Source organism: Macrococcus carouselicus (assembly GCF_004359515.1).
Lineage (GTDB): Bacteria > Bacillota > Bacilli > Staphylococcales > Staphylococcaceae > Macrococcus > Macrococcus carouselicus.
Genome location: NZ_SCWD01000001.1, coordinates 552,885 through 575,213, shown reverse-complemented (window position 1 = coordinate 575,213; position 22,329 = coordinate 552,885). Strand labels below are relative to the sequence as shown.

The following is a 22,329-nucleotide window of genomic DNA, read 5'->3' as shown; positions in this document are numbered from 1 at the left end:
AAATCATATACAATTTAATTGTACGTTTTTCGTTATGTTAAAGTCAAGGTGTCCGAAAGATTAACAAACAGAAAAACTGAAGTCCGAGGACCTCAGTTTTTATCGGCTATATTACACCAGTTCGTCGTCGAATAATTTATCTGCTTTTAAATCAGTGACAGACTCAGCAGTTTCATCTTTTTCCACAGTTTCCTCTGCCACTGCATCCTTAGGAATGATTCCCATCTCCTGACGGATCTTCCGGTCGATCTCTGCCATGATTTCAGGATTTTCCTTCATGAAGTTCTTCACGTTTTCTTTACCTTGACCGAGACGCTCACCGTTATAGGAATACCAGGCACCTGATTTATCAATCACTTCATATTCAGCACCCAGATCCACGATTTCACCTTCACGTGAAATACCCTGACCATACATAATATCGACTTCAGCTACTTTGAACGGGGGTGCCACTTTATTTTTCACCACTTTGATCTTCGTGCGGTTACCGATGACATCCATCCCCATCTTCAGCTGTTCTGCACGTCTGACTTCCAGACGGACTGAGCTGTAGAATTTCAGTGCACGGCCACCCGGTGTCGTCTCAGGATTACCGAACATGACACCGATCTTCTCACGGACCTGGTTGATGAAGATGGCAATGGTATTTGATTTCGCAATAGCGCCTGATAGTTTACGCAGTGCCTGTGACATCAGACGAGCCTGCAGACCCATATGAGAGTCACCCATCTCCCCTTCAATCTCCGCTTTCGGTGTTAATGCCGCAACAGAGTCAATAACGATGATATCAATAGCACCGCTTCGTACGAACGCTTCCGCAATCTCAAGACCCTGTTCACCGTGGTCAGGCTGAGATAAGTAGAGGTTCTCTGTATCAACACCTAAATTCTTGGCATAGACAGGGTCCAGTGCATGTTCTGCGTCGATGAATGCAGCAGTACCGCCCTGTGCCTGAACTTCAGCGATCGCATGAAGTGCGACAGTTGTTTTACCTGAACTTTCCGGACCGTAGATTTCAATGATACGGCCTTTCGGATAGCCGCCTACTCCGAGTGCATTATCGAGTGTGATCGATCCACTTGAAATCGTTGAAACATTGCGGGATGTGCTCTCACCCAGTTTCATGACAGCACCTTTACCGAATGATTTTTCCATATTTTTAATGACTGTATCTAATGCTTTCTGACGTTCGCTCAAATGTATATCCTCCTTAAACGTTGCCGTTTTCTCGTAAGTTTTATTATTGTTTTACATCTCTTACTATACTGATTTTCAGGTTAAATAGCAAGCGAAAAGCAAACATCTGTTCGTATTTTTTATCAGCCGTTTCTGATGAAATAACTGCAGAATTTGATGAAATGAGAGTCCAGATACCGCAGTTTTTCATAAAAAATAACAGGTTTTTAAATCCTGTTATTTTGAGCCACGGAAGACGTCGCGTCCGTGATAGAAATATTCAATTCCTGATAATATCGTGAAGAAAACAGCTGCATACATCAGCCAGTAACCGAGATTCATGCCAAATGGCTCGGCCAGTAAGAGCAGTGTGATAGCAATCATCGTCACAGCAGTCTTGATTTTACCGAGCTGCCCTGCTGCTGATACAAACCCTTGTTCAATCTGCAGGAGACGAAGACCTGTCACGGCAAATTCCCGGGCGACAATAATAATCGCCATCCAAGACGGAATGACATCCAGCTCAACAAGGGCTATCAGACCTGATGCCACGAGCAGTTTATCTGCTAATGGATCCAGAAATTTCCCCATGTTCGTGACAAGCTGCCACTTGCGTGCCAAATAACCATCAATCCAGTCAGTCAAGGAGGCAAAGATAAAAATCAGGGCTGCTATCAGCTGTTCAACACGCATATCTGCGCTATTCAGAAAACTGATATGTCCCATATTGAAATCTGCCAGTAGAAACAGAAGAAAAACAGGAATGAGTAAAACGCGGGCGACTGTTATCTGATTAGGTATATTCATCATTAATTCCTTTCTATTTCATTATATTGAATTGATAAGTACGTGTGATGAGATTTTCAGCATCATGCGGTACGTCTACCTTTTTATCATTTAAAGAGACACTCATCTCAGCCGCATTACTGACGACTAAAGTCAGTGTGCTTATATCTTTATCCATTCGAACGGTCCGGTCAGTGACTTTCTGATACGTGGATAACTGTTTCTGATCAGTGGAGATCTGCAGCCTGACCGGCGTCTTAGACTGAATTCTGAGTTGCAGCGCTTCCTCTGTCTTGACCGTATAACTGAGCTTAGTTCCATCAAATGATTGATACTGAATGGTAGTCTCTGACGGCTGCTTTATCTTTTTCTGCTGTGATCTGACCTGCTGATTCTTCTCATCTTTAACAGCCTTTTTCTGGTTCGGCTCTGCTTCCCCAGCAAGATTACGGCTTGGATTGATGGAGGCCGCCTGCCACTCTCGTTCATGCGGAAAGAGATAGACGGCTATCAGCCATAGTAACGTGCAGACAAGTGCTGTTAAGCCAATCAGCTTCAGAAGAGGCGTCAACTGATGCTTCTCCTGAACTGGGTGAGTCTGCAGAGATTTCCTGGCCTCCTTAGCGGTCATCTTATAACGAGGCAGTTCATCGTGGTGTTCTGCCAGCAGATGATCCGCATTCAGATTGACGCTCTCAGCATACCTCTTAATAAAGCTGACCGCATAATCCGGGTTGGGCAGCGCGTTGAAATCATTATTCTCGATCCTCGTGATATGCTGCCGCTCTATTTTGATACGTTTCTCCATATCAAGCAGCGTCATACCCAGTGATTCTCGCTTACTCTTCAGAATTTTCCCAATGGGTTGCATACGTAGTCCTCCCACTATTCAAAGAAACCGAAGCCATCGGTATCAAACAGACGGTTTCTGCTGACCTGCTCATAAGTGATCTCCTGTTCGTCTGTCTCACGCAGTTCAATGATATAATCAAAATCTTCAAGCGTATACTTACTATTCGCAACAAATAGATCAGGGTGTTCGATGACTTTTACCGCCGGCAGATTCATCACTTCCTTCACGAGCTGCATATGTCTCATATCCTGCTGCTTCGCGGTCAGAGCACCGTCAATGATATAGATATAATCACTGTCATACTCTCCTTTAAAGAGTGAGTTACGGATGGTCTGCTTGATCATTGTAGAAGAGATAAAGAGCCATTTCTTATGCGCACAGACGCTCGCTGCAACCACTGATTCAGTCTTACCGACACGCGGCATTCCTCTGATACCGACCAGGCAGTGCCCCTCCTCCTTGAAAAGCTCTGCCATGAAGTCAACGAGTATACCCAGGTCTTTTCTGATAAACCGGAAAGTTTTACGGTCAGTGACATCGCGCTGAATATAGCGGCCATGTCTGACAGCGAGCCGGTCCTGCAGGAGAGGGGTCCGGACCTTGATGATTCGGACTTCATCAAGTTCACGGACGATATTCTCGAACCTGACCATCTTCTCATAGTTGTCCACCTTGAGCAGCATACCTCTACGCCCCTCATCAACACCATTGATTGTAATGATGCTGATGCCCAGTGTGCCGAGCAGACTTGAGACGTCACCAAGAAGTCCCGGTCTATTTATTTTTATTTCATACTCCAGATACCATTCCTTGTCCATCATAAGACCCCCTAAATGAGCCAGCCTGCATTCAGCCGGAGAACCTGGCCGGTCATGTGCTGTGCTCTCTTATGTAGTAAGTAACTGACCAGAAACGCGATTTCGTCAGGTTCAATGAGTTCGCCTTGCGGTATTTCCTCGAGCAGTGACTCTGATTCCAGCTGTGCCGTCATCCGTCCTCTGACCACTCCCGGTGTGATTGCATTGACCGTTATATGGTTGAGCGCAAGTTCCTTAGCAAGCGACTTCACAAAACCAAGCTGTCCCGCTTTCATGGCTGAATATATACTCTCCATGCTGGCGCCCGTTTCACCCCAGATTGAACTGATCACCACAATTCTACCACACTGCTTCCGCAGCATACTAGGAATGCTCCACTGGGAAAGCTGAATCAGACTCCGTAAGTGCAGCTGATACTGCAGATCAATCTCCTCCAGAGTGAAATCCTGCACTAAACCGAAGCTCTCAGCACCCGCTGCGTGTATCAGACCATCCACCGAGTCAATAAACTCTGGTTTCATAACGGGCCGTGTCAGGTCAGCCTGCCAGAATGCCACATCCTGACAGTTGAAATAAGATTTCAAACTTTCAATATCAGCTGAATGATACTGACAGATAACAGAATGCCCATCATCAGTCAGCTGCCTGATAATCGCTCTACCGATATCCCCGCTGCCACCCGTCACCAAGTATTTAGTCACGGGGCATCAGCCGGCTATCTGTCATATTGTCCGGATCAACTGCCTGTCGGAACGTGCTGACTGCTGTCTCAAGATTGATACGTTCCAGCACATGAATGATATCAAACAGAATCGCACCATTGAAATAATAACGTGTGAACTGATTCGCAATGTATTCAAGTGAGTTGAAACTCGCGATATATTCACCAGTCGTCTGTTTGACCAGTCGTCTGAATGCCGCTTCATCAAATGTCGCGTGCGTCAGGCGACCGGCAATACGTGCCTTCAGCTCATCCGGCTGATTTGTTGTCCCTGCAATCAGCATATGTGAGAATGTCGGTTCCAGAACAAAACTATAACCGAAGGAATCGTCAATCAGTCCGTCCTTCAGAAGTTCATGATAGAAATCAGTCTGCTCACCTAGCAGCAGCTCAAGCACAAACATCATCTCAAACTCTGTCTGGATCAGCGGCTTTTTCAACTTATGACACTCACTTTTAATGCCCAGCATCATCTTCGGCCTTGTGACGTCCGTCGGTGTAGAGACTTCTTTGTCTCTGACAGCTGCAGGTTCATCAATAGCAGCAATCATAGGCTGATACTGCTCTCGACCTTCTGCAAACTGATGTTCTGCTATGAATTCAGCGATTGAATCAGGCGCTACGTTGCCGACGACAAACATCACCATATTCTCCGGACGGTAAAATGAATGGTAGCATTCATACAAAGTGTCAGCGGTTATCTCACTGATTGAAGTGACGGTGCCCGCTATATCCTGACGGACAGGATGCTGATGATACATCCCTTGCAGCGTCTGGTAATAAAGCCTGTAGTTCGGCTGTTCCTGATACATCTTGATCTCTTCAGCAATAATTCCGATCTCCTTCTGAACGGATTCAGCAGAGAAATACGGCTGCTGGACCATCTGCAGAAGAAGTCTGATATTCTCTTCAACATGGTCGACAGCAGTGAAGAGATAACTTGTCCGGTCATAGGAAGTAAATGCATTAACCGATGCGCCCTGTTCTGAGAAGACATTGAACATATCGCCAGATTCTTTCTCGAACATCTTATGTTCCAGGAAATGGGCCACGCCCTCAGGTGTATGTATGAACTCACTGCCATTTACCGGCACAAAATTCGTATGTAATGAGCCATATTTTGTTGTTAAAGTGACATATGTCTTCTGAAAACCGGCTTTTGGAATGATAAACAGCTGCAGACCATTCGTAAGTTCAGTCTCATATAAGGTCTCATCTATTTCAGCGTAATACTGTTTTTTCATGCTTTCACCTCATTCGCCAGGCAATATATAGTCTGCACATTCACACTTTGCGCAACTCCAGCAACATCCTCTTTCGTGACAGCAGCTATACCTGCCATCCATTCTTCTGTCGACAGCTTAACATCGTCAAATGTAGAAGCATAGCTCATTTCAATCCACCCTCTCGGTCGGTCAAGATTTTCTCTACGATGGCTGATGAGCATTTTCTTCGCTATGCTGAGCAGTTCATCCGGAAAATCGGCTTGCCTGATCAGTTCCAGCTGTCTCAGGATGACATCAACCGTCTTTTTATAGGTCTTATTCTGAACGCCTGCTATCACGTACATCAGACCGAGACGTGCATCAGCCTGAGAATGGATCTGGTAGGCAAGACTCATCTTCTCGCGCACATTCATGAAGAGGAGACTCGCGGCATCTCCGCCGTAAATCTGGTTCAGCACAATAAAGGCAAAATAATCAGCACTACCGAACTTGATCGGTACAGTCATACCGATGTTGATTCTGGCCTGAGAAGTATCCGTATGCTCTGTGATGTATTCAGGATTCGCGGCTGCTTTGATTTTAAGAGGTTCAAGCTGAATCTTTGACTGTTCAAAATTGAAATAGGTGTCAAGTGAAGCTCTGAGGTTTTCATTGATATCACCGATAATATAGAGTGCTTTCTCATCATTTTCCAGCATATTCCTGTAGACAGCATAGACGGACTCCGGTGTGACCTCACTCAGATGCTCCTCTATACCCATGCTTGAAAAGCGGTAACTCTGCCCTTTGAACATTTCCTGCAGCATCTGCTGGAAGCTCGCCTGTGCCTTGTTATCCCTGACATGGTCAAAGCGGGACGCAAGCAGCTGCTTTTCCCTTTCCACTTTCCCGGCATTAAAGACTTGTCCCGTCGTATCCGGATGATTGATCACATCGGATAACAGCTGGCATGCCTGGTCAAACAAATTTTCATCAATGAACTTGTCATTGATAAATTCGATACTGACAGTGATCACGCTGGCCGTGTTCTGTTTGGTGACATAACTGGATAAATGCGCGCCGTACAGCTCTGACAGATGGTCATACAGCTGCTGTTCAGTGGGATACTGCGCCGTTGATTTCGTCAGCAGCTTAGCCAGCAGCGCACGTTCAGTCAATGTATTTTCATCAAGAGGTGCTTTGAATTTAAGTGCAATAGTGACTGTTTTAAACTTACTTTCCTTATTGATATGAATAGGTATCATGTCATCACTTCATCTCTCGCTTAATTTGGAATTTAATCTGACTGGACTTGAAATAGTTGAGTGAATAGAGGACAGGACGTCCTGCCTTATTCTGATGGATCTGACGGACAAGTACAAGACTCTCCTCCGGTGCGCACTCCAGCATATTTGAGATATGCGGTTCATAGCTGATGGACTCTATTTCGCAGGTGGCAGATGTTATCTGAAACTCAGGTCTGTCCTTAAGCATCTCAAATAAGGATAGCTGACCGCTTGTACACTGCAGTCTGAGCGATTCATCCACTATCTTATCCAGACAGTAGGCAATAGGCGCACCATTAGCGGTACGAATTCTCTCCAGCACAATAATATTGCGGTCATCAGTGATTTCCAGTTTACGTTTGTCGTCGATGGACGGTTTTTCTGGGTCCTGGCTGATGATGATGGAACCCGCTGTGTATCCCTTCTCCTCAATCATCGTTGTGATACTCTTCAAGTTCTGAATCGGATAGAAGAATGTCGGTTCATGCTTGACGAAGTAGCCCTGCTGGAACCGCTCAGACAATAACTGTTCAGTTACCAGTTCTTCAAGCGCACGCTCTACATCATCCTGAACGACATGCAGTATCCGAGAGATTTCATATTCACTGGGCAGCGGTACATCTTCTTTAAACGTACTGTCATTGATACGGGCTATGATCCAGTCCTTTATTTCCACGATAGATTGTTCAACTGACATTATTGTCCTCCCTCTTCTTCCGGTTTGATGAGTACTTGTCTCGGTTTACTGCCTTGAGCAGCTCCGATAACCTGATTCGCCTCCAGGTCATCAACCAACCTTGCAGCTCTATTATAGCCTATTCTGAACTGTCGCTGAAGCAGAGAGGCACTCGCTTTCTGTTCACTGATGACAAATGTATAGGCGTCGAAATAGAGTTCGTCATCTGACGGCGCGTCCGATTTGACGACTTCATCCGGCTCCATCTCCTTAATATAATTAGCCGACTGCTGCTTCGTCACAAAGTCCACTACAGCCTCGACTTCATTATCTGAAAGAAAGGCACCCTGAATACGGGTCGGCTTGGACTGACCTGAGGGGAGAAAAAGCATGTCACCACGTCCAAGCAGTTTCTCTGCACCCTGCGAGTCGAGTATCGTCCGCGAGTCCACCTGTGAACTGACGGCGAATGCAATGCGTGAAGGAATATTCGCCTTGATCAGTCCGGTGATGACATCCACTGACGGACGCTGAGTCGCGATGATCAGATGAATACCCGCCGCACGCGCCATCTGAGCGATACGCATGATCGCGCCCTCCACATCTTTACTTGCTACCATCATCAGATCCGCCAGCTCATCGACAATGACAACGATATAAGGCAGCAGTGAGTTCTTTTCCTCAAGCTCCTCATTCTGTCGTCTCAAATATTGATTATAACCCTCTATATTACGTGTGCCCGTATGACTGAAAAGATCATACCGTCGTTCCATCTCTCCGACAATCTTCTGCAGTGCCTGACTCGCCTTCTGAGGATTGGTCACGACTGGTGTGAGCAGATGTGGAATGCCGTTATAGACGTTCAGCTCCACCATCTTCGGATCAATCATCATCAGTTTCACTTCGTGTGGTTTCGCGTTCATCAGAATACTTGTGATGATGCCGTTGATACAGACAGACTTGCCACTCCCTGTTGACCCTGCAACAAGCAGATGAGGCATCTTGTTGAGTTCTGCTGTCACGGCATCACCGGAGATATTACGGCCAAGCACCACTTTTAATTTGTTGGCGGGTGCCGGCTCCTCCTCCAGCACTTCCCGGAGTGTCACCATAGAAGTCGCGCTGTTCGGCACTTCTATACCGACAGCGGATTTACCGGGAATCGGTGCCTCGATCCGGATATCCTTTGCCGCAAGTGCCAGCGCGATATCATTTGACAGATTGACAATCCGGCTGACTTTGACGCCGAGCGCCGGGTGAACTTCGTACTGAGTGACAGCGGGACCGATACGGATCTGACTGACCTTGGCATCGACGCCGAAATTACGCAGCGTGTTCTCGAGCAGCTGACCGCGCTGCTTCACAGCCTTTGTATCCGCTTTGACTGATTGTTTCGGACTGTCCAGTAAAGTGAGCGGCGGCAGCTGATAGTCCGTATTTTCTTCAGCGAATAACTCAGCCACAGGTTCAGATGCTGGCAGCTTTTCTTCCGGGGCCGGTTGATCCATTTTTCTTACCGGTTCATAGACAGGCACTTCGTCTGCTGCATCATGTTCAGTTTCTACGGTCGAATCGCGTTCTATCACGTTTTCAGCTTGTGTTTCATGATGTACAGGCGCAGATATTTCCGGCAAGTCCGTCACATCTTTCGGCAGCGCTGCCTTTCGTTCAGCATATTTCTCTTTGACAACGGCTGAGGCCTTCAGCATCAGCATGAACAGGTTCCCTGCTTCCTGTCTAATCGAACGACCGGCAATCAGACAGGAGGCCATACCAAAGAGGACCAGCGACAGAACAAAGCTGCCGACCGGGCTGATGAGTGTAGAAGACAAGGACTCAAGAAAATAGCCGGTGCTGCCACCCCCCTGGAAATGAAAATGTGAATCAGATTCCTGTTCAAAAATCTGGTTGAACTGCGGCTTCACCTGGCTGCCTGCAAGTCGCATACCGAGTTCAAATAACATGCAGAGTGCAATCTGCAGGACAAGCCACCCTGTCAGCCTTCTGTTCAGCGTCATAAACCGTCTGTTGACCGTAAAATAGATGATAGTCAGAACTAAAAGCAAGTATGTATAGTAGCGGGCACTGCCGGTTAAGACAATCATCATACAGTCGATGCCAAGTCCGATCAGTCCAAACTGAAAAATACCTGCGACTAGAAGAGAGAGCAGAATCAGTGCTATAAGATAAATATAGGGCTGACTTTCCTTTTTCTTTGTCTTCCGTTTAGAGCTGGTCCTAGGTTTTCTTTTTTTGATTGCCACGCATTTCACCTCATTCAAACTAAATAAACAAGCTTAAAAAGCTTGTTTATCATTTTTCATTCATTAAATTTCAGAGATAACCGGGATAATCATCGGACGGCGTTTCGTTGAATCATATAAGAACTTACCGAGCTTATCGCGCATATCCTGTTTGATTTCAGACCATTCGATACGGTTCTGCATCAGCCCTTCTTCAACAATAGCGCGTACTTTATCCTCAGCTTCCTTCAGAAGATCTTCACTTTCGCGTACATAGACGAACCCACGGGACTGAATCTGAGGACCCGCTACGATTCGTCTGTTTTTGGAATCGAGGGTCACGACTGCGATGAAGATACCGTCTTCAGCCAGTAACCGGCGATCGCGAAGAACGATATTACCGACATCTCCTACACCGATACCATCAATCAGCACGTTACCTGCGATGACTTTATCATTCGCGCGCATTTCATTGCCGTCAAATGTGACGACATCTCCTTTTTCAAGCAGGAAGATGTGTTCAGGCAGAACGCCTGTTTCCGCTGCAAGTTTGGCATGTGCGATCTGCATTTTGAACTCGCCCTGCACCGGAATGAAATAAGTCGGTTTCATGAAGTTCAGCATCATCTTCAGTTCTTCCATGCAGCCATGACCTGATGCATGAATTTTCTTGTCCGGTGATACAACATGTGCGCCAGCCTTAACGAGATGGTTGACTGTCGACCCCAGGATGACTTCCATACCTGACGACGGCGTAGTGGTGATAAAGACGGTATCGCCATCTTCGATATTCATGATATTATGTCGCTGCTGCGCCATCAGACCCAGTGCTTCAATCGGTTCGCCCTGAGATCCTGTCGAGATAATGATCAGTTCATTCTTCGGATATTTTGCTACATCCTTGATCGGAATGAGCAGCTGTTCCGGAATATCGAAGTACCCCATCTTGCGGGCGATATTGAATGAACTTTCAAGCGATTTTCCGAGGAATGTCACTTTACGGTTGTTCTTGGCTGCTGCATTGATGACCTGCTGAATGCGGATGAAGTTCGATGCATAGCAGGAGACGATGATGCGGCCAGCGGCACGGGCGAACTCATCGTTGATATGACTTTCAATCACGTTCTCCGGTGTGTTATATCCCGGTTTCTCCGCTTCAGTTGAATCACTGATGAGGGCAAGGACCCCTGCTTCACCGATAGCTGTCATATTGCTGATATCCGGACGGTAAGGACCAGAGACACTCTGATCGAACTTGAACTCACCCGTATAAACGATAGCCCCGTGCGAGGTATGGATACTGATACCAAGCGCATCGGGAATACTATGCGTCGTATTGAAGAACGTCACATTGACACCTCTAAAACGCATAACAGAGTCACTGTTCACTGTGTAATATTTGATTTTCTTGTCCAGTCTGACTTCTTTCAGCTGATCCTTGACAAGTGCCAGTGTCAGTCTTGAACCATAGATAGGGACATCAAGCTTCGGCATGATATATTTTAAAGCGCCGATTGCATCCAGATGACCGTGTGATAAGAAGATTCCTTTCAGACGATGCTTGTTTTCAATGACATATTGAATATCCGGAATAACCACATCAATACCAAGCATCTCATCTTCCGGAAACATGAGGCCCGCATCAAGCATGAACATTTCATCGTCTACTTCAACGATGTACATATTCTTTGCTATCTCACCTACACCACCAAGGGGCGTGATTTTTATCTGTTCATTCTCTTTTTTAACTAAATTCAAAATAGTTCCTCCTAATTTCTTTCCCGTTCAATCCATATTGATTCTATTATAAGCTATTGGAAAGGGATAACACAATAAAAAAAGGCGCCGCAGCGCCTCAATCGTTATACCAGCTGGATGCGATAATTACCGCCTACCACTGTGATTGTGTCCAAAGAAAGCTCTTTCTCATTTAAGCGTTCATGATCATCTTTGTAGATGATCATATCCACTTTCTCGTCGGTTAATTCAAGCTGGTTGAAATACTGGCCGATACTGCCAGCGGATGTGGTCAATCTGATCGCTCTGTCTTCCTGCGTGAACTGACCTTCCGCTTCGATCATCTGTGTATTTACTGAAATTTTATCAAATACCATGCAATCGCCTCCTGCTCTTTATATTTCAATTTTATACCAATCAAAGTCGAATCACAATTATTTGAATATGATCTGAGCCGGCTGTACCTTGTAGAGCTGCTGCACTTCTGCAATCTCAGCCAGAGTCACAGCATTGATGCGACTTTCAAATTCAGTAAGCGTTACAAGTCTGCCGTAATACAGCAGACTTCTCCCGTCACGCGCCATGATATGACCTTCGTAGTCATTATCCATATAGGCGGTGGTGATCAGGTAATCCTTCGTCCGCTGCAGGCTTTCCGCTGTCATGGGCTGACCGATCAATGACAGCATCTCCCTCTTCGCTGACTCAATCTGCCGCTGGTCACAGCCGATGTAGATGGTAAAGAGTCCCCCATCAGCGAATGATTCAAGCGACGAATAGACGTTATAGCAGAGACCCAGCTCTTCACGCAGCCGTCTGAATAAAGGTGATGACATCGATTCGCCGAAATAAGCACTGAAGACACTGCAGGCGTCATAGAGCGGATGATGATAGCTGACAGCTTTGTAGCCGAGCAGTAGATGCGCCTGTTCGAGCGAACGGTCCACCGTCAGTTCGCATGGACTGAAAGTGAATTCAGCAGTTCGCGCATTCTGTGCTGCCGGGAATGTCTGCAGCTGCTGAATGACCTCAGGATTCTGTCCCGCATAAGAGATAATGATATTATCGGCGGTATAGAATTCGCGATAGAAGCGGTTAAGCGCGTCTTTAGTCATCTGCTGCAGCGACGCTCTTGTGCCGAGGATCGGGACATGATAATCTGCGGATAACGTCTTCTCCTGCAGCATGTCATAGATATAATCCTCAGGATCATCCTCAGTCATCTTGATCTCCTCTAAGATCACCTGCTTCTCGCGTTCAATCTCCTCCGCAGGAAACGTCGCATGCATGAGCATCTGCTGCAGCAGCTGGACAGCCCGTATTTCAAAACGCCTGAGCGTCTTGACGGCATAACAGGTATATTCCTTCGTCGTATAGGCATTGACTTCCCCGCCAAGCGCATCGATCTCCTCACTGAATGCTTGAGCAGTGAACTGCTCCGTCCCTTTGAAGAGCATATGCTCCGTGAAATGAGCGATACCAGCCGGATAGCCTCCTTCGTGCTTCGTTCCCACCTTGACATAGATAGCAATATGAACCGTTTCATGCGGTGAATATAAAGTGGTCAATGTTACATTACTGTTTTCCAATCATCTGCCTCATTCCTATAAAAAAAGACTGCGTGTGCAGTCTTTTTATTTATCTTCTTGCGCAGGCTCTGGTGTCTCTGTCTTCGGTCTCTCAAGCAAGACCTTTCTTGAAGCGTTGACCCGGCCCTGACGGTCGATCTCAGTGACTTTAACGTCAAACTGGTCACCCATCTTGATAATATCCTCCACTTTAGCGACACGTTCATGTGCCAGCTGTGAGATATGAACGAGCGCATCTTTACCCGGGAAGATCTCAACGAATGCACCGAATTTCTCGATACGTTTGACTGTTCCATTGTAGACTTCACCCACCACTGCCTCACGTACGATATTTTCGATCCATTTCTTAGCTTCCTCAATCATCGCAGCATCGCTTGAACCGATAAAGACGGTGCCGTCCTGTTCGATATCCAGCTTGACGCCTGTAGCATCAATAATTTCGTTGATTTTCTTACCACCCGGTCCAATCACATCGCGGATCTTGTCCGGATTGATATGAATGACTTCGATTTTAGGTGCATAAGCACTCAGTTCTTTGCGGGGTTCAGCGATTGTCCCGAGCATATGCTCCATGATATGCAGACGGCCGATTCTCGCCTGTTCCAGTGCTTCGCGCAGAATATCCTCTGACAGACCATCTATCTTGATATCCATCTGAATCGCTGTGATACCGTCACGGGTACCTGCGACTTTGAAGTCCATATCGCCGAGCGCGTCCTCCATGCCCTGGATATCTGACAGAATCGTATAGTCCTCGTCTTTTTTGACAAGGCCCATCGCGATACCGGCAACTGGTGCTTTGATCGGCACACCCGCATCCATAAGCGCAAGTGTTGACCCACAGATGGATGCCTGAGACGAAGAACCATTGGATTCAAGTACTTCTGAGACGACGCGGATCGTGTAAGGGAAGTCCACTTCATTCGGAATGACCTGCAGCAGTGCACGTTCACCGAGCGCCCCGTGACCAATTTCACGGCGGCCCGGACCTCGTACAGGACCTGTCTCGCCCACTGAGAAGTTCGGGAAGTTATAGTGATGCATATAGCGTTTCTCTTCTTCTACACCAAGACCATCGATGATCTGATGCTCACCGAGCGCGCCGAGTGTTGCAACAGATAACGCTTGAGTCTGGCCACGCGTGAAGAGTCCTGAACCATGGGCACGTGGCAGCAGGCCGACTTCACTGGATAACGGACGGATCTCTTCAGGATGACGACCATCCGGACGCACCTTCTCTTCAGTGATCAGACGACGCACCTCTTCCTTGATCAGGCTGTCAAATGTCTTGTTGACAACAATCATCGTATCTTCAGGATGTCCTTCGTATTTGTCGATGATCTGCAGCTTTATGGCTGTGATATTCTGTTCACGTTCCAGTTTGTCCTTTGTCTGAATCGCCTGAGATAATCCGAATGTCTCGGCATACTGTTTCACTTCGTTCTCAACAATTGTGTTCGGTTCAGCAGGAACGAATTCCTTCTTCTCCGGTTGAACACCTGCAATGATCGTCTGCTGGAAGTCCACCAGTTCCTTGATAGCGCCATGACCGAACATGATTGCTTCAAGCATCTTGTCCTCGGTCACTTCTTTAGCGCCCGCTTCGACCATGTTGACCGCGTCCTTATGACCGGCAACCTGCAGGTCAAGCAGTGATACTGCACGCTGTTCAACGGTCGGATTGATGATCAGTTCATCATCGATCAAACCGACATTGACACCGGCAATCGGTCCTTCAAACGGAATATCCGACACAGATAAGGCGACAGATGAACCGAGCATCGCAGCCATCTCCGGAGAGTTATCAGGATCGACACTCATAACGATTGAGATGACCTGAATATCGTTGTGGTACCCTTTCGGGAATAGGGGGCGGATCGGACGGTCAATGAGACGAGAAGTTAATGTCGCATCTTCGCCAGGACGTCCTTCACGTTTGTTGAAACCACCAGGGATCTTCCCTGCAGCGTAAAGTTTTTCTTCATAGTTGACCATGAGCGGGAAGAAATCAACATCCCTCGGTTCTTTTGAAGCAGTGGCTGTAGAGAGTACGACCGTATCGCCATATCTGACAAGTGCCGAGCCGTTCGCCTGTTTGGCAAGCTGGCCGACCTCCACTGTTAACGGGCGTCCTGCCCATTCAGTTGTAAATACTTTTTTCTGAGACATTAAAATGCTCCTCTCAAGTTTATATCTTCCATCATATCATTGATTAAAAATTTAGTCATAAAAAAGTCGAAAGAAACGTGAGTTCCTTTCGACCTGATAAATTATCGACGTAAACCTAATGATTTAATTAATTCACGGTAACGTTGAACATCGTTCTCACGAAGGTATGTCAGTAAGTTTTTACGACGACCAACCATTTTTAAAAGTCCACGACGTGAGTGGTGGTCTTTTTTGTGAGTACGTAAATGTTCGTTTAACGCATTGATTTCAGCAGTTAAAACTGCGATCTGTACTTCTGGTGAGCCTGTGTCTGTATCATGAACACGGTACTCTGCAATGATTTCATTTTTACGTTCTTGTGTAATTGCCATAATTAAATGACCTCCTATTATAATTTACACCACAACCTGAGCACGTCGTCGGAGTGTCGACAAGCCAAGGAAAGGTACTGAACTATTATAGCATAATCTATAGCTCCATGTCACGAAGAATCTGTTCTGCCTTTACCTTATCCTGGTTGATCTGTGCAATCAGTGCATCGATGCCACTGAACTTCTGCTCAGGTCGCAGGAATTCATGCCAGAATACCTCAACGCGCTCCCCGTAGATAGAATCATGGAAGTCAAAGATATGCACTTCAATGGAAACAGCAGATTTTGATGGATCATGGAATGTCGGCTTGTAGCCGATATTGCAGACGCCTTTGAAGGTCTCACCTGTACTGAGCTGTTTCAGCGTGACGGCATAGACACCGAGCTTCGGCATGACATAATCCTCATCAGGCATGACATTCGCTGTCGGAAAGCCGATTGTACGTCCCCGCTTCTCACCTTGAACGACAAGACCCGAAATCTTATAGGGCCTGCCGAGCTGTGCATTCGCCTCCTCCACTTCTCCGTCCATCAGCATGCGGCGGATCTCAGTGGTCGAGACTTTCTCATCATTCAGCGCTTTCTTGGAGACTGTGGTCACATTGAAGCCGTCTCTGTCTTCAGCAAGCTTCAGCATATTACCTTTACCGTATTTGCCGTAAGTGAAATCAAACCCTGCGATGACTTCTTTGACGTGATTATCTGTCAGATAGTCACGGATGAAATCCTTTTCAGACATCGCAGCGAATTTAGACGTGAACGGCACGATGAACAGGTAGTCAACACCTAGTTTCTCAAAGATACGTCTCTTTTCATTTAATGGCGTCAAGTAGTCGGTCCGTTTCTTCTCAGGATTGAGAACAACAGATGGGTGCGGGTCAAACGTCATGACCGCTTTCTTCAGCTTATTCACTTCCGCTACTTCAATCATTTTGCTGATAACGGTCAAGTGTCCAAGATGAATGCCGTCAAAGAAACCGACCGCCAGCGCGATCGGCGGGTGATCGTACATTTCTTCTGCACGGTTGATATGAATGGTCTGCATATAGGTCAGCTCTTTCTCTTAAGTTGTTTTTATTGTAACAAAGACTTATCAGTTAAACACTTTTCGTGCTTTAACCACTCCTGATTTATCAGGGTGCGGCATGTAGATAGCGATTGCCTTACCTTTGTAAGTCATGACGGTCTCGTCATTCAACGGCGGTGTGAACTGACTCAGCTTCTGTCCGTTCAGGATGCGCTGCTTCATATCCTCAGACACTTCAAGATGCGGCAGTCCTGCCAGACCGCGCTCCATTAAACACTTTTCGTGCTTTAACCACTCCTGATTTATCAGGGTGCGGCATGTAGATAGCGATTGCCTTACCTTTGTAAGTCATGACGGTCTCGTCATTCAACGGCGGTGTGAACTGACTCAGCTTCTGTCCGTTCAGGATGCGCTGCTTCATATCCTCAGACACTTCAAGATGCGGCAGTCCTGCCAGACCGCGCTCCATTGGCAGTAGATGCGAGATTATTTCATCAAACGGCATTTCTGTCAGACCTTCAAGTGTCAGACACTCAGCCAACGTGAAGCCTCCGCTTTCAGTGCGTGTCAGCTTTGACATATGACCGACTGCACCGAGTCTGTCGGCAATCTGAGTGGCCAGCGTCCGGATATAAGTCCCCTTGCCGCACGCCACTTCAATCGTGAACGTGAGCATGTGATCATGATGCTTTATTTCTGACAGGCGTGTGATGTGATGGATTTTAATCACACGTGACGGCCGCTCCACTACTTTCCCTTCCCGTGCATATTCATAGAGCTTGCGGCCATTGACTTTAACAGCTGAGAACATCGGCGGTGTCTGCTCAAGATCACCTACCAGCGACTGAAGTGCAGCATCAACCTCCGCAGCCGAAAACTGCTCAGGCTGGATAGCAGCACGAGAAACCACTTCTCCCGTCTGATCTTCAGTTGTCGTCGCAGTACCGATCGTCACTTCAGCAATATAAGTCTTCCCGCTGTCCATCATATAATCACTGACCCGTGTTGCACGCCCGATACAGATGGGCAGTACGCCATCTACCTCAGGATCCAGCGTGCCGGTATGACCCACTTTCTTGGTCTTCAGTAATTTCCGCAGCTTGAAGACCACATCATGACTCGTCATACCACGCGGTTTGTTGATCGCTATAATTCCATCCATAAAAAAACACCCTTCCAGTAAACTCATAAATGAGTTTACATGAAAAAGTGTCAGTCGTCTATTTAGTTCAGTGACCTTTATTGAGGTCAGCAATCATACGTTCAATCTTATTACCGTAATCAATAGACTCATCATACTGGAACTTCAGTTCAGGAACAATACGAAGATCCATACGATGTGCAATCTCAGAACGCATGAAGCCTTTAGATCTCTCTAACGCTTCAAGTGATTTCTGACGTTCCTTGTCATCACCGAGAACTGTCACATAGACAGTCGCCTGTGAAAGGTCGCCTGTTACTTCAGCTTCAGTCACAGTGACAAAGCCGATATTCGGATTTTTCAATTTCTGGTTGATGATTTCGCTTAATTCCTTCTTAAGCTGCTCACCCACACGTTCACTTCTCATACTCATTTTATTCACCTCATCGTACTATAGTCGTGATATTAATTATAAGATTTCTGATGGAGGACTGTCAAACGAAGGGTGCTGAGGATGGCGCCGCGGTAAGCCCTTTAAACGACAGATAGATGACTCTGCGGTATGATTCGGCAGTTTCTCTGCAAGGTTATATCCTCTAGTTCCTGATAACTAACTGAACTTTGACAGTCATTTCTTCCGAAGATATTTTTGTCCTCTTCTTTCTTAACAGACTGCCCCACTAATTTTACCATGCATGATTCTTACCAGCAAAAAAGCAGTTCATCAATCAGCACAATCAGATGATTATGGAGAAGCGCTCAAGTAAACAGAAAAAGAACTCAGATGCAGCATCTGAGTTCTTTTAACTGTCCGTAAACATCTTCCGTGCATTATCAAAACTGATGGCAAATGGCACAGTGTGCTTCAGATACATAATCTGATTAGCTTCATCAATTTTCAGTACATCTATCATGTCGTTGATCGCGACTTCATAATCTGTTAAGTACGCGAGCAATGCATACTCGTCATGGACTTTCCTCAATCTGAACTGGTCACCGGCAGCAAGCTGTATGACCTGCTTCAACTGCTCATGCACGTCTTCCCCGCGCGGAATGAGACTCCCGTGCGGACAGTATTCAGGATAATCCAGCAGTTGATCCAGACGGTCAATGAACAGATCTGAGACCCGGTGCTCCAGTACTTCTGCCTCTCTATGCACTTCGTCCCACTTATAGCCGAGACTCTGTATTAAAAAACATTCAATCAGACGATGCCGCTTCACAAGCTTCAGTGCGGTATCCAGCCCTTTTGATGTCAGTCTGGTTCCCCTATAGGCTTTTGACTCAGTGAAACCCTCTTTCGTCAGTCGGCCCACCATCTCTGTCACTGAGGGCGGCCTGATATTGAGTTGCTCTGCCAGCTGCTTGTTGGAAATATAGTGCTCAGTTCCCCCTAACGTATAGATGGCTTTCAGATAATCCTCTTTTTCTTCGCTAAGCATGATTTCTCCCCCTCTATTAAACCCTTTTATATCATACAATATTTTTTTATCGCCGCCATTTTATTTTACTTAAACTAATTTTTAGGTTATCCTAATAATTAATTTAAGAGAAAGGAAAATAACTATGATTGATATTCAGAACCTATCCGTCACCCTGAATCAGCAGACTGTTCTCACTGATGTCAGTTTCAAAGCAACAACACCAGGCATCATCGGTATTATGGGACCGAACGGCGCGGGAAAATCCACGCTGATCAAAAGTATGCTCGGGTTTATCCGCCATACCGGCACCGCCACCTATAACGGCAGACCGATGAGAGCAATGAGGCAGCACTTTGCCTATATCCCTCAGCGCTCCACCCTGGATCTTGATTTCCCGATCACAGTAGAACAGGTGGTCAGGACTGGACAATATGGCTCCAAAGAGGTCAGTGACGTCACCGCGCTGCTGGATGATTTCGCGCTGATTGAAGTGAAAGACCGCGCATTGAACCAGTTAAGCGGCGGCCAGCTGCAGCGGGTGTTATTTGCACGGTCACTCGTGGCGGAGCGTGAGGTCTATTTCCTTGATGAGCCCTTTATCGGCATCGACTATACCAGTATGACAATCCTGAATGAACGACTCCAGTATCTGAAGCAGGCAGGCAAGCTGATTTTCATCGTGCATCATGATATCCATAGTGCGAGAGACCTTTTTGATGAAGTGCTGCTGCTCAACAGGCAGCTGAAGTACAGAGGAGAACCCGCAGAGGTTCTGTCCGACCGGCACCTGACAGAGGTCTTCTTCTCTCCGGAGGATACAATATGTCCTTCCTAGATACCCTCATGTCCTATCAGTTTTTAAGCCAAGCACTGCTGACCGCTGCTATTGTCGGTGTGGTCTCAGGTGCAGTCGGCTGTATCATCGTGCTTCGTAATCTCAGTCTGATGGGTGATGCCATGAGTCATGCCGTCCTGCCCGGGGTAGCTATCAGTTATCTGCTCGGCATACCCGCTTTTATCGGTGCACTGATCAGCGGTCTTCTGACCAGCACACTGATCAGCACGTTGATTGAGTACTCCAAGACAAAGCGTGATGCTGCTATTGGCATCACATTCACGACATTCTTCTCAGTCGGAGTGATCATCATCAGTATGATCCAGTCCACGACCAGTCTGTATCATATGCTGTTCGGCAGTATCCTGACGGTCACCCGTCATGATTTTCTGATGACAGCGGCAGTCAGTCTGATCGTACTGATTTTCATTGTGATCTTCTATACACCGCTGAAGCTGACGACATTTGATCCGGTGTTCGCTGAGATGAACGGGCTGAATCCGAAGTTCTGGCAGTATGTGATCATGCTGATGCTCGCCCTGATCACTGTGGTCAGCCTGCAGACAGTGGGCATTATCCTTGTCGTTGCCATGCTGATCACCCCAGCCTCAGCCGCCTATCTGATCACCCGTTCATTACATACCATGATGTTCACAGCTGCTGCTATCGGATTGATCAGCGCCGTCAGCGGCATCTACTTCAGCTTCATCTTCAACGTGCCAAGCGGTGCAGCCATCGTCATCTGTTCATGCATAATCTATGCCGCTATCTTTACTATTCAAACATTCAGGAGGAAAATAATATGAAAAAACTGTTGCTCTTCACCGCACTGCTACTGCTAGTGGCCGGCTGCGATAAGCCATCAGAAAAACAGCTGACTGTCACTACGACGAACTCCATACTCTATGATATGACCCGTCAGGTGGCCGGTGATCAGGCCACAATCAAGACCATCGTCCCGGTCGGTCAGGATCCCCATGATTACGACGTCAAACCGCAGGATGTCGCCGCAATCGAACAGGCCGACCTCATCATCTATAACGGGCTGAACCTGGAGAACGGCAATGGCTGGTTCAACCAGGCACTCGATCAGGCAGGCAGATCTCCAAAGGATGAGACCGTTGTGGCTGCAAGTAAAAATGTCGATACAATCAAACTTGAACACGGCAGTGAAGTCGATCCTCATGCATGGCTCAGCATCAAGAACGGCATTCTTTACGTGGATGCAATCAAAGATGCACTGATCAGACAGGACCCGCAGCATAAACAGATTTATAACAAAAATGCTGAGATCTATAAAGAGAAGCTGGTGGCACTCAACCAAAAGTATGAAGATAAATTCAGCGATATACCCGCAGCGCAGCGTCAGCTCATCACAAGCGAAGGCGCCTTCAAGTATTTCAGCCGGGACTATGATATCAGACATCATTACATCTGGGAGATCAATACAGAGAAACAAGGTACCCCCGGCCAGATGAAACAGGTCATAGATTATATCAGACAGCACCCCGTCAAGCATCTATTTGTTGAGACCAGTGTGGACAGACGCAGTATGAATGCACTCAGTGGTGAAACAGGCAAGAAGATATTCGGTGAGGTCTACACGGACTCGCTGGGTCAGGATGAAAAAAGCAACACTTACTACAAGATGATGGAGCATAACATCACAACTATCCATGATGGTATGCAGTAAACAACAAAAAAGCCGACTTTTCAGTCGGCTTTCGTCCTGTCCTACAGCTTAGAAATAAAGCGGTTGAACATAATATTATTGTTTGAGTTGATCAGTGTCAGATTATCATTCTTGATCGTAATCTCAACAGATTCAATGCAGAGCGGATCGGCCTTAGAGACATTCACTTTAATCTTCTCAACCGGTTGCTGATAGATGGCATGCTCAATCTCTGAAGTCTGTTTGTTGCACGAAATGAAATGTAATTTCTCGTGATCTTTGATATAAGCATACACTTTCTGCTCATCATAAGCTAACAGCATCGTATCATAATCTCTGATCAGTATCTCTTCACGGTACACATTGACCAGATAATCCTTGAACGTATTGGCATATACGAACTCACTTTTCATCTTCATCGTTGTATTGATAGTCAGCAGATCATCGATGCGGTAAATCGCTAATTGCAAGTCTCTTGCCATATAAAAACACCCCTTATTAAATATGATTGATATTCCCATCCTTTGATTATATTATACAAGATACTGGTAGAATCTCAATACAAATATCTGAAAATTCAGTAACTAAATAGTGTAAAAA

At 46.5% G+C, this 22,329-nt stretch carries 23 protein-coding genes; 3 read left to right on the top strand and 20 right to left on the bottom strand.

Annotation, left to right across the window (positions count from 1 at the left end; translation table 11 throughout):
* Positions 1–111: 111 nt before the first annotated feature.
* The 19 genes from recA to ERX40_RS02740 form a co-directional block, all read right to left on the bottom strand.
* Positions 112–1,155: a recombinase RecA gene (gene recA / locus ERX40_RS02830; RefSeq protein WP_243712933.1), complete on the bottom strand. Its 1,044-nt coding sequence runs from the start codon at positions 1,153–1,155 to the stop codon at positions 112–114.
* A gap of 258 nt (positions 1,156–1,413) precedes the next feature.
* On the bottom strand, positions 1,414–1,983 hold the full coding sequence (gene pgsA, locus ERX40_RS02825; protein ID WP_133416983.1) for a CDP-diacylglycerol--glycerol-3-phosphate 3-phosphatidyltransferase: 570 nt from the start codon (positions 1,981–1,983) through the stop codon (positions 1,414–1,416).
* Positions 1,984–1,996: 13 nt separating this feature from the next.
* A complete protein-coding gene (locus ERX40_RS02820) occupies positions 1,997–2,833 on the bottom strand; it encodes a helix-turn-helix domain-containing protein (RefSeq protein WP_133416982.1) in 837 nt (278 codons plus the stop codon).
* A gap of 14 nt (positions 2,834–2,847) precedes the next feature.
* Entirely contained in the window at positions 2,848–3,636 is a 789-nt protein-coding gene (locus ERX40_RS02815; protein ID WP_133416981.1) for a DUF3388 domain-containing protein, read from the bottom strand.
* Between the two features lie 8 nt (positions 3,637–3,644).
* Complete coding sequence (gene ymfI, locus ERX40_RS02810) at positions 3,645–4,334, bottom strand: elongation factor P 5-aminopentanone reductase (protein WP_133416980.1); 690 nt, start codon at positions 4,332–4,334, stop codon at positions 3,645–3,647.
* Positions 4,327–5,598 carry an EF-P 5-aminopentanol modification-associated protein YfmH gene (gene yfmH, locus ERX40_RS02805; RefSeq protein WP_133416979.1) on the bottom strand — a complete coding sequence of 424 codons (1,272 nt, stop codon included), beginning with the start codon at positions 5,596–5,598 and terminating at the stop codon, positions 4,327–4,329. Before yfmH ends, ymfI begins: the two co-directional genes overlap by 8 nt.
* Positions 5,595–6,824 (bottom strand): EF-P 5-aminopentanol modification-associated protein YfmF, encoded by a 1,230-nt coding sequence (gene yfmF / locus ERX40_RS02800; RefSeq protein WP_133416978.1) that lies wholly within the window; start codon positions 6,822–6,824, stop codon positions 5,595–5,597. The genes yfmH and yfmF overlap by 4 nt, the downstream gene beginning before the upstream one ends.
* Before the next feature lie 4 nt (positions 6,825–6,828).
* Positions 6,829–7,542, bottom strand: coding sequence for a GntR family transcriptional regulator (locus ERX40_RS02795; RefSeq protein WP_133416977.1), 714 nt, complete (start codon positions 7,540–7,542; stop codon positions 6,829–6,831).
* The gene (locus tag ERX40_RS02790) at positions 7,542–9,785 is read right to left on the bottom strand and encodes a DNA translocase FtsK (RefSeq protein ID WP_133416976.1); all 2,244 of its coding nucleotides are present in this window, start codon (positions 9,783–9,785) and stop codon (positions 7,542–7,544) included. The genes ERX40_RS02795 and ERX40_RS02790 overlap by 1 nt, the downstream gene beginning before the upstream one ends.
* A gap of 63 nt (positions 9,786–9,848) precedes the next feature.
* Entirely contained in the window at positions 9,849–11,522 is a 1,674-nt protein-coding gene (gene rnjB, locus ERX40_RS02785; protein ID WP_133416975.1) for a ribonuclease J2, read from the bottom strand.
* 104 nt (positions 11,523–11,626) lie between these two features.
* Positions 11,627–11,878 carry a hypothetical protein gene (locus ERX40_RS02780; protein ID WP_133416974.1) on the bottom strand — a complete coding sequence of 84 codons (252 nt, stop codon included), beginning with the start codon at positions 11,876–11,878 and terminating at the stop codon, positions 11,627–11,629.
* A gap of 57 nt (positions 11,879–11,935) precedes the next feature.
* Positions 11,936–13,090, bottom strand: coding sequence for a M16 family metallopeptidase (locus ERX40_RS02775; protein WP_133416973.1), 1,155 nt, complete (start codon positions 13,088–13,090; stop codon positions 11,936–11,938).
* A 45-nt stretch (positions 13,091–13,135) separates the two neighbouring features.
* Positions 13,136–15,259 carry a polyribonucleotide nucleotidyltransferase gene (gene pnp, locus ERX40_RS02770; RefSeq protein WP_133416972.1) on the bottom strand — a complete coding sequence of 708 codons (2,124 nt, stop codon included), beginning with the start codon at positions 15,257–15,259 and terminating at the stop codon, positions 13,136–13,138.
* A gap of 101 nt (positions 15,260–15,360) precedes the next feature.
* Complete coding sequence (gene rpsO, locus ERX40_RS02765) at positions 15,361–15,630, bottom strand: 30S ribosomal protein S15 (protein WP_133416971.1); 270 nt, start codon at positions 15,628–15,630, stop codon at positions 15,361–15,363.
* Between the two features lie 97 nt (positions 15,631–15,727).
* Entirely contained in the window at positions 15,728–16,675 is a 948-nt protein-coding gene (locus ERX40_RS02760) for a bifunctional riboflavin kinase/FAD synthetase (RefSeq protein ID WP_133416970.1), read from the bottom strand.
* Between the two features lie 48 nt (positions 16,676–16,723).
* Positions 16,724–16,927: a hypothetical protein gene (locus ERX40_RS02755; RefSeq protein ID WP_133416969.1), complete on the bottom strand. Its 204-nt coding sequence runs from the start codon at positions 16,925–16,927 to the stop codon at positions 16,724–16,726.
* Positions 16,893–17,819, bottom strand: coding sequence for a tRNA pseudouridine(55) synthase TruB (gene truB / locus ERX40_RS02750; RefSeq protein WP_133416968.1), 927 nt, complete (start codon positions 17,817–17,819; stop codon positions 16,893–16,895). Before truB ends, ERX40_RS02755 begins: the two co-directional genes overlap by 35 nt.
* Positions 17,820–17,886: 67 nt before the next feature.
* Positions 17,887–18,231 (bottom strand): 30S ribosome-binding factor RbfA, encoded by a 345-nt coding sequence (gene rbfA, locus ERX40_RS02745; RefSeq protein WP_133416967.1) that lies wholly within the window; start codon positions 18,229–18,231, stop codon positions 17,887–17,889.
* A 370-nt stretch (positions 18,232–18,601) separates the two neighbouring features.
* Positions 18,602–19,240, bottom strand: coding sequence for a metal-dependent transcriptional regulator (locus ERX40_RS02740; RefSeq protein WP_133416966.1), 639 nt, complete (start codon positions 19,238–19,240; stop codon positions 18,602–18,604).
* Positions 19,241–19,364: 124 nt separating this feature from the next.
* Between ERX40_RS02740 and ERX40_RS02735 the strand changes: the two genes are divergently transcribed.
* The 3 genes from ERX40_RS02735 to ERX40_RS02725 are packed head-to-tail and all read left to right on the top strand — an operon-like array spanning position 19,365 to position 21,750.
* The gene (locus ERX40_RS02735) at positions 19,365–20,057 is read left to right on the top strand and encodes a metal ABC transporter ATP-binding protein (RefSeq protein ID WP_133416965.1); all 693 of its coding nucleotides are present in this window, start codon (positions 19,365–19,367) and stop codon (positions 20,055–20,057) included.
* Positions 20,045–20,863: a metal ABC transporter permease gene (locus tag ERX40_RS02730; protein ID WP_133416964.1), complete on the top strand. Its 819-nt coding sequence runs from the start codon at positions 20,045–20,047 to the stop codon at positions 20,861–20,863. Before ERX40_RS02735 ends, ERX40_RS02730 begins: the two co-directional genes overlap by 13 nt.
* Positions 20,860–21,750, top strand: coding sequence for a metal ABC transporter solute-binding protein, Zn/Mn family (locus tag ERX40_RS02725; RefSeq protein WP_133416963.1), 891 nt, complete (start codon positions 20,860–20,862; stop codon positions 21,748–21,750). Before ERX40_RS02730 ends, ERX40_RS02725 begins: the two co-directional genes overlap by 4 nt.
* 41 nt (positions 21,751–21,791) lie before the next feature.
* On the opposite strand, the gene ERX40_RS02720 is transcribed toward ERX40_RS02725, so the two are convergent.
* On the bottom strand, positions 21,792–22,211 hold the full coding sequence (locus ERX40_RS02720) for a hypothetical protein (RefSeq protein WP_133416962.1): 420 nt from the start codon (positions 22,209–22,211) through the stop codon (positions 21,792–21,794).
* Positions 22,212–22,329: the final 118 nt, after the last annotated feature.

What these genes read in the sequence shown, in the direction of transcription:
- recA (WP_243712933.1), bottom strand. Translation starts at nt 1,155, where the DNA reads ATGGAAAAATCATTCGGTAAAGGTGCTGTCATGAAACTGGGTGAGAGC.
- pgsA (WP_133416983.1), bottom strand. Translation starts at nt 1,983, where the DNA reads ATGAATATACCTAATCAGATAACAGTCGCCCGCGTTTTACTCATTCCT.
- ERX40_RS02820 (WP_133416982.1), bottom strand. Translation starts at nt 2,833, where the DNA reads ATGCAACCCATTGGGAAAATTCTGAAGAGTAAGCGAGAATCACTGGGT.
- ERX40_RS02815 (WP_133416981.1), bottom strand. Translation starts at nt 3,636, where the DNA reads ATGATGGACAAGGAATGGTATCTGGAGTATGAAATAAAAATAAATAGA.
- yfmH (WP_133416979.1), bottom strand. Translation starts at nt 5,598, where the DNA reads ATGAAAAAACAGTATTACGCTGAAATAGATGAGACCTTATATGAGACT.
- yfmF (WP_133416978.1), bottom strand. Translation starts at nt 6,824, where the DNA reads ATGATACCTATTCATATCAATAAGGAAAGTAAGTTTAAAACAGTCACT.
- ERX40_RS02795 (WP_133416977.1), bottom strand. Translation starts at nt 7,542, where the DNA reads ATGTCAGTTGAACAATCTATCGTGGAAATAAAGGACTGGATCATAGCC.
- ERX40_RS02780 (WP_133416974.1), bottom strand. Translation starts at nt 11,878, where the DNA reads ATGGTATTTGATAAAATTTCAGTAAATACACAGATGATCGAAGCGGAA.
- pnp (WP_133416972.1), bottom strand. Translation starts at nt 15,259, where the DNA reads ATGTCTCAGAAAAAAGTATTTACAACTGAATGGGCAGGACGCCCGTTA.
- rpsO (WP_133416971.1), bottom strand. Translation starts at nt 15,630, where the DNA reads ATGGCAATTACACAAGAACGTAAAAATGAAATCATTGCAGAGTACCGT.
- ERX40_RS02760 (WP_133416970.1), bottom strand. Translation starts at nt 16,675, where the DNA reads ATGCAGACCATTCATATCAACCGTGCAGAAGAAATGTACGATCACCCG.
- ERX40_RS02755 (WP_133416969.1), bottom strand. Translation starts at nt 16,927, where the DNA reads ATGGAGCGCGGTCTGGCAGGACTGCCGCATCTTGAAGTGTCTGAGGAT.
- truB (WP_133416968.1), bottom strand. Translation starts at nt 17,819, where the DNA reads ATGGATGGAATTATAGCGATCAACAAACCGCGTGGTATGACGAGTCAT.
- rbfA (WP_133416967.1), bottom strand. Translation starts at nt 18,231, where the DNA reads ATGAGTATGAGAAGTGAACGTGTGGGTGAGCAGCTTAAGAAGGAATTA.
- ERX40_RS02740 (WP_133416966.1), bottom strand. Translation starts at nt 19,240, where the DNA reads ATGCTTAGCGAAGAAAAAGAGGATTATCTGAAAGCCATCTATACGTTA.
- ERX40_RS02735 (WP_133416965.1), top strand. Translation starts at nt 19,365, where the DNA reads ATGATTGATATTCAGAACCTATCCGTCACCCTGAATCAGCAGACTGTT.
- ERX40_RS02730 (WP_133416964.1), top strand. Translation starts at nt 20,045, where the DNA reads ATGTCCTTCCTAGATACCCTCATGTCCTATCAGTTTTTAAGCCAAGCA.
- ERX40_RS02725 (WP_133416963.1), top strand. Translation starts at nt 20,860, where the DNA reads ATGAAAAAACTGTTGCTCTTCACCGCACTGCTACTGCTAGTGGCCGGC.
- ERX40_RS02720 (WP_133416962.1), bottom strand. Translation starts at nt 22,211, where the DNA reads ATGGCAAGAGACTTGCAATTAGCGATTTACCGCATCGATGATCTGCTG.